The sequence below is a fragment of the Quadrisphaera granulorum genome (genome assembly GCF_003149145.1).
Taxonomy (GTDB): Bacteria; Actinomycetota; Actinomycetes; order Actinomycetales; family Quadrisphaeraceae; genus Quadrisphaera; species Quadrisphaera granulorum.
Map to the genome: position 1 here is coordinate 1 of NZ_QGDQ01000056.1, position 6,740 is coordinate 6,740.

The following is a 6,740-nucleotide window of genomic DNA, read 5'->3' on the forward strand; positions in this document are numbered from 1 at the left end:
CCATCGTCGCCGCAGCGCTGGTGGTGCTGCACCTGGAGTACCACCGCACCGTGTGACGCAGCGTCACCACTCAAAGTCCTAGTGGCAAAGGCTCAGTGCGCGCTGCAGCGCCCTCGTGACCGACCTCCTGGGCGTGGCTGTCGGGAGCGCTGAGCGCGCTTGCCGGCGAGACGCCGGCGAGCGCCGCGCGGCGGCCGCCGAAGCGGTGACCGCGGCGCTCACCGAGGCGGGCGCTTCGACGGACGACGTCCTCGCCTGCACGGTCGCCGTCCCCGCGCCGGTCTCCACCTCAGGGCGTGTCGAGGTGCGCAGCAACCCTTACTGGGTACTCATGGAGGCGGGCCTGCCCGAACACCTGGGAAGGCTGCTCCCGTGCCCGGTGCTCCTGGCCAACGACGCCGACCTCGCCGCCCTGGCCGAAGGGCATCGGGGCGCCGCCGCTGGAGTCCAGGACCACCTCACGGTGCTGGCCGACGGAGCCTTCGGTGCCGGGGTGGTGGCAGCGGGGACCCTCGTCCGCGGCCGCTGGGGGCGCGGCGGCGAGATGCGCTGGCTAGACCTGGTCACCGGGGTGGGAGCGCCCGTAGGACTCGGGCCCCTCCTGGCGGTGTGGGACGCCGAGGGCCTCGACGCGCTCCCCGATCGGTACGGCCCACTGGAGGTAGAGCCGGGCACGGGCGACCTCGAGGCCGACCTCGAGCGAGCACACCGCGTGCTGCGTGAAGCCGCCGCAGGTGACCCGCGCGCCCTAGCGGTCGCCGAGCGCGCCGGCAGTCACGTCGCCCTCGTGGTGGCCGCGGCGGCGGGCATGGTCGATCCCGAGGTCGTCGTGCTGGCAGGCCGCCTCGCCGCCGACCTGGCCCCGGTGGTCGACGTCGCGGTGCGACTGCTGCCCGAGCTCCTCGACGAGCCGGTGCCACAGCTCGTGACGTCCGAACTCGGCGACGGCGTCATTGCCCTGGGGGCGGCACAGCAGGCCCTGGAGGACGTTCGGGCGAGAGCGCTGCAGATCCGACTGCCCGGCGCCACCGCCGCCCTCGCTTCTCCTCGATAGCGCGACACCAGTGGCCGCCGTCGGCGTCCCTCGTAGGGGGCGAAGGGACATCACTTCACTCTGAGTATCCCTAGGGAGACATGCCGAACCCCTACGATCGTCGCGGAAGGGGCGAAACGCCCTAGGCCCCTCCTGCTCCGACGCTCGAGGCGAGGCCGGAACGCCGTCGAGCGCCTAGCCGCCCGACTTGAGGCAGACGACGATGCCCATCGCACGCACCCCTCTGCACCTCGCCCCCGCTCACCGCCCCCCACGTCGATGGCTGCGATGGATGGTCGTCGTCGGGGTTCTGCTCGGGGTCCTGAGCCCCTTAGCCCTGAGCGCACCGCCCGCTGAAGCAGCGTCGACGGCGCTCACCAATGGTGGCTTCGAGTCCCCCCAGATCGGCGGGTGGACCACCAACGCGCCCAGCTCCTCCTGGACCTTCACCAACAACGCCGGCATCCAGCACAACGGCTCGGCCTACTCCTCCGGCCTGGACGCCCCCGAAGGAACCCAGACCGCCTTCCTCCAAGGCAACGGCTCCCTCGGCTCCATGACCCAAACCCCCACCTGGGCCGCAGGCACCTACACCCTCACCTTCCAAGCGGCCCGCCGCTGGAACAGCATCCAACCCATCGTCGTCACCATCAACGGCACCACCGTGGGCACCTACACCCCCACCTCATCAAGCTTCACCACCATCACCACCGCCAAGTTCACCGTCCGCGCCGGCACCCAAAAACTGACCTTGTCGGCCACCGACCCCACCGGAGACCGCACCACCTTCATCGACAACATCCGCCTCACCACCGCCACCCCCACCACCACACCCACCGCGACCTCCACGGCAACACCCACGACCCCGACGGCGACCGCCACACCCACGACGACGACGGCGACAACGCCCACCGTCACGTCCACAGCCACCCCGACAGCAACCGCCACTCAGCCGACCAGTACGTCCATCGCCAATGGTGGTTTCGAGTCCCCCCAGATCGGCGGGTGGACCACCAACGCGCCCAGCTCCTCCTGGACCTTCACCAACAACGCCGGCATCCAACACAACGGCTCGGCCTACTCCTCCGGCCTGGACGCCCCCGAAGGAACCCAGACCGCCTTCCTCCAAGGCAACGGCTCCCTCGGCTCCATGACCCAAACCCCCACCTGGGCCGCAGGCACCTACACCCTCACCTTCCAAGCGGCCCGCCGCTGGAACAGCATCCAACCCATCGTCGTCACCATCAACGGCACCACCGTGGGCACCTACACCCCCACCTCATCAAGCTTCACCACCATCACCACCGCCAAGTTCACCGTCCGCGCCGGCACCCAAAAACTGACCTTGTCGGCCACCGACCCCACCGGAGACCGCACCACCTTCATCGACAACATCCGCCTCACCACGGCCACCCCCACCACCACACCCACCGCGACCTCCACGGCAACCCCCACACCCACGACGACGACGTCGACCCCGAAGCCCACCGCCACATCCACAGCAACCCCGACGGCCACCGCGCCTCCGACGCTCGACCTCAGCCAGTACCGCCGCACGTTCAGCGAGGAGTTCAACACCCTCAGCGTGACCACGGCGCACCCCAAGGGCGGCGCGACCTGGTACGCCTTCCCGCCCTACGGCGAGGCCGGCAACTACTCGGCATCCCGCTGGACACCCGACGCCCTGTCCGTCAACGGGGGCGTGCTGTACAACCGCGCCTACAGGTCAGACGGGAACTGGTACTCCGGAAACATCTCCTCTGTCGACGAGACGGGCGCGGGCTTCGCCCAGCAGTACGGGTACTTCGAAGCACGCGTCAAGATGCCGGATTCGGGGATCGGGTCGTGGCCTGCCTTCTGGCTCATGACGACCACGACGATCCCCGCGGTGTCACCGACGAAGGTGCGTACGCACGAGGTCGACGTGTTCGAGTGGTACGGGACCACCAACACCGCGACCAACAAGGAAGCGCTCGTCCAGCAGGCCTCGCACAACTACCGGGCCGACGGCACCCAGGACGACAGCACGCACCTCTATGACACGCGCGTGGAGATCCCCAACGGCGGGTACCCCTGGCAGGACTTCCACACGTACGGCGTGCAGATCGATCCCCAGTTCATCACCTGGTACATCGACGGGGTGCGCACCAACCAGGTGCCCACGCCGAAGGACTTCGTGACGGGCCCCTATTACATGATGGTCGACTACGGCCTCGGCGGCGGCTGGCCAGTCAGCGGCGTGGTCGACGGGTCGACCATGCAGGTGGACTGGGTTCGCGCGTACGCGCTGCCAGGGCAGTAGAACGGACGGCCCGGGGAGTGGTGCCGGCCCTCAGCGGGCACCACTCCCCCGGGAGCTCACAGCATCAGAGCCACTTCGACGCCTGGTGCTCGGCGACGATGCGCCGCACCGTGCCCGAGGCAGACCGCAGCACGATCGACTCGGTGCGGATGATCCCGTCGATGTGCCGCACTCCGTCGAGGAGTCCGCCGTCGGTGACGCCGGTCGCCACGAAGAAGGAGTGCTCACCCGCGACGAGGTCGTCGACCTCGTAGACGTGGTCCATCGTCAGACCTGCAGCCAGCCCGCGCTCACGCTCAGCGTCGTCTTTGGGGGCCAGCACGCCCTGCATGAACCCGCCGAGGGCCTTGACCGCGCACGCCGTCGTCACGCCCTCGGGGCTACCGCCGATGCCCACGCACATGTCGATGCGGGTGCCACCGCGCGCGGCATTGATGCCGCCGGCGACGTCGCCGTCGAGCAGCAGCCGCGTGCCCGCACCCGCCTCTCGGATCTGTCGGACGAGCTCTTCGTGGCGGGGTCGGTCGAGGATGGCGACGACGATCTCCTCGGGCCGCTTGTCCAACGCCGCGGCCAGGGCGCGGATGTTCTCCCCCACGGGCTTGCGGATGTCGACAACACCGCGTCCCTCGGGTCCGGTGACGAGCTTGTCCATGTAGAAGACACTCGAGGCGTCGAGCATCGCTCCTCGGTCGGCGACGGCGATGACCGAGAGCGCGTTCTGCCGTCCGGCGGCCGCCATCGAAGTGCCGTCGACGGGGTCGACGGCGACGTCGCAGGCCGGTCCCTGCCCGTTGCCGACGTGCTCTCCGTTGAAGAGCATCGGCGCGTCGTCCTTCTCGCCCTCGCCGATCACGACGACGCCGTCGAAGGAGACGGTCGACAGGAACGCACGCATGGCATCGACAGCTGCGCCGTCGACAGCGATCTTGTCCCCCTTGCCGATGTAGGGGACGGCGCGGATGGCGGCGGCCTCGGTCGCCCGGACGAGCTCGAGGGCGAGGTTGCGGTCGGGACGCCCGGTCCGGGCGTCGTCGACGGGGTCACTGGGGCTCGTTACCGGAGCGCGGTCGGACATCGTTGGTCTCTCCTCCGTCGGCGGGTGGGGGTCTGGTGGCGGCGGGGCTCCCACGATCCTCCCACAGTTCATCATCTGCTGTATGGTCGGGGAGATGGCGACGACGACGAGCGCGCTGACCGAGAACCGGGCACCCAGCGACGCTGCGGCCCGAGTGCTGGCCCGCTTTGGACACGCGCTCTCCGATGCGACGCGAGCTCGCCTGCTCCTGTCGCTGCGAAGCTCACCGGGATACCCGGCCGATCTCGCCGAGGAGCTCGGCGTTTCTCGCCAGAACCTTTCCAACCACCTGGCGTGCCTGCGGGGTTGCGGCCTCGTGGTGACCGCTCAGGAAGGACGGCGAGTCCGCTACGCCCTCACCGATGCCGCGCTCGGGCATGCCCTCGGGGATCTGCTCGCCGCTGTTGCTGCGGTCGACCCGCTGGCGAAGGAGGGGCACCTGTGAGCCACGGACACTCCCACGGCGCCGCTGCCGGCGGAGATCGCCGGCGGTTGGCACTCGCACTGGCCGTGACACTGGTGGTGCTCGTCACCGGCGTCATCGGGGGGATCGTCACCGGCTCACTGGCGCTACTCGCGGATGCCGGCCACATGCTCACCGATGCGGCAGGCCTGGGGATCGCCCTCCTAGCGTCCAGCCTGGCCCTGCGCCCCGCGACGGCCGCCCGCACCTGGGGGCTACAGCGGGCGGAGGTGCTGGCCGCCGTGCTGCAGGCAGCGCTGCTACTCGCCGTCGGCGTCCTCATCGCGGTCGAGGGCGTCCGCCGCCTGCTCGCCCCACCCGAGGTGGCCTCGGCGGGGATGCTGGTGTTCGGGGCAATCGGCTTGGTCGGCAATGCGATCTCACTGTGGATCCTCACCCGCCGGAGCGCTGACCATCACGACGACGGGCACGCCCGCCCCGACGCCGAAGCTCACGTCGACCGGCCGATAGGGCTGAACCGCCGCGCCGCGGTGCTGGAGGTCATCAGTGACGGGCTTGGGTCCGTGGCGGTTCTGGTGGCAGCGGGGGTCATCGCCCTCACGGGATGGACTCGCGCCGACGCGCTGGTGTCCCTGCTCATCGGTCTGCTCATCGTGCCCCGCACGCTCGTGCTCCTGCGCGAAGCCACCGACGTGCTGCTCGAGGCGGTTCCTCGGGGGCTCGACCTCACCGCCGTGCGTCAGCACCTGCTGGAGCAGCCCCACGTGCTCGCGGTCCACGACCTCCACGCCAGCCAGATCAGCAGCGGCCTGCCGGTGCTGTCAGCCCACATCGTGCTGGACGATTCCTGCTTCGTCGATGGCCACGCACCCGAGGTGCTCGATCAGCTCCAGGCCTGCGTGGCGGGTCACTTCCCCGTGAGCATCACCCACTCGACGTTCCAGGTCGAGCCAGCCAGCCACGCCGATCACGAGCACGGAGTCCACGCATGAGCGCGCCCCGGCAGAGCCCTCCGGACGCGAACAGCACGCAGCCGGCGCGCCGGAGCCTCTCTCGCACGAGGCTGCTGGCCGGCATCGTGTCCCTCACGACGGCGAGCAGCATCGTCACGGTCGCGGTCGCTGGACGAACGTCCGGCGCTGACGCAGAGGCCACGCCGCCGTCACTGGTCCGTGGAGACAGCCACCGCCTCGCCACAACGCCTCCGTCAAAGACGTCCGCGACCGACGCCGCGACGGTGCAGCTGGTCGAGTTCATCGACTTCGAGTGCCGCCGTTGCCGCGCGACCCAGCCCTTCATCGACGAACTACGCGCCGATTACGCAGGCAGGGTCGACTTCGTGGTCAGGTACTTTCCGCTCCCCGGGCACGTGAACTCGACCCACGCCGCGATCGCCGTGGAAGCGGCTGCACAGCAGGGCACCTTCGAAGAGATGGCAGCCGTCATGTGGGACACCCACGGCCACTGGGGACGCTCGAGGACTCCGCAGACGTCGCTCTTCCGCAGCTTCGCTGCTGAACTCGACCTCGATATGGCCGCGTATGACGCTGCAGTGGAAGATCCTGCCACGGCAGCGCGTGTGCGCCAGGACTTCGAGGACGGTCTCGCACTGGGCGTGACCGGTACCCCGACTTACTTTTTGGACGGAGCGCTCATCCGTCCCAAGGACGAGACCGACCTGCGCAGGATGATCGACGACGCACTCGCTGGGTGACAGCTCGCTCGCCCAGAGGGCGCCGACGGCTTTGATGTGTGTGGGTGTGTGGAAGGGGGCCGGGTCGCATCGCTGCGACCCGGCCCCCTTCACAAAGGATGTCCGGCGGTGACCTACTCTCCCACCCAGCTTCCCGGGCAGTACCATCGGCGCAGGTGGGCTTAGCTTCCGGGTTCGGAATGGGACCGG

6 protein-coding genes and 1 rRNA gene are annotated in these 6,740 nt (G+C 69.5%); 5 read left to right on the top strand and 2 right to left on the bottom strand.

Annotated features, from left to right (window positions below; translation table 11 throughout):
• Positions 1 to 115: 115 nt before the first annotated feature.
• Positions 116 to 1,054 (top strand): ROK family protein, encoded by a 939-nt coding sequence (locus BXY45_RS22445; protein ID WP_109776764.1) that lies wholly within the window; start codon positions 116 to 118, stop codon positions 1,052 to 1,054.
• Positions 1,055 to 1,256: 202 nt separating this feature from the next.
• Positions 1,257 to 3,335: a glycoside hydrolase family 16 protein gene (locus BXY45_RS24625; RefSeq protein ID WP_170131695.1), complete on the top strand. Its 2,079-nt coding sequence runs from the start codon at positions 1,257 to 1,259 to the stop codon at positions 3,333 to 3,335.
• A 64-nt stretch (positions 3,336 to 3,399) separates the two neighbouring features.
• Here BXY45_RS24625 and glpX read toward each other — a convergent pair whose 3' ends face one another.
• On the bottom strand, positions 3,400 to 4,413 hold the full coding sequence (glpX, locus tag BXY45_RS22460) for a class II fructose-bisphosphatase (protein ID WP_109776767.1): 1,014 nt from the start codon (positions 4,411 to 4,413) through the stop codon (positions 3,400 to 3,402).
• Positions 4,414 to 4,507: 94 nt separating this feature from the next.
• Here glpX and BXY45_RS22465 point away from each other — a divergent pair, with 94 nt between their 5' ends.
• The 3 genes from BXY45_RS22465 (at position 4,508) to BXY45_RS22475 (ending at position 6,551) form a co-directional block, all read left to right on the top strand.
• Positions 4,508 to 4,858 carry an ArsR/SmtB family transcription factor gene (locus BXY45_RS22465; protein WP_109776770.1) on the top strand — a complete coding sequence of 117 codons (351 nt, stop codon included), beginning with the start codon at positions 4,508 to 4,510 and terminating at the stop codon, positions 4,856 to 4,858.
• Entirely contained in the window at positions 4,855 to 5,829 is a 975-nt protein-coding gene (locus BXY45_RS22470; RefSeq protein ID WP_109776768.1) for a cation diffusion facilitator family transporter, read from the top strand. Before BXY45_RS22465 ends, BXY45_RS22470 begins: the two co-directional genes overlap by 4 nt.
• Positions 5,830 to 6,074: 245 nt before the next feature.
• On the top strand, positions 6,075 to 6,551 hold the full coding sequence (locus BXY45_RS22475) for a DsbA family protein (RefSeq protein WP_211319861.1): 477 nt from the start codon (positions 6,075 to 6,077) through the stop codon (positions 6,549 to 6,551).
• A gap of 100 nt (positions 6,552 to 6,651) precedes the next feature.
• On the opposite strand, the gene rrf is transcribed toward BXY45_RS22475, so the two are convergent.
• Positions 6,652 to 6,740, bottom strand: a 5S ribosomal RNA gene (gene rrf / locus BXY45_RS22480); the annotation flags it as partial.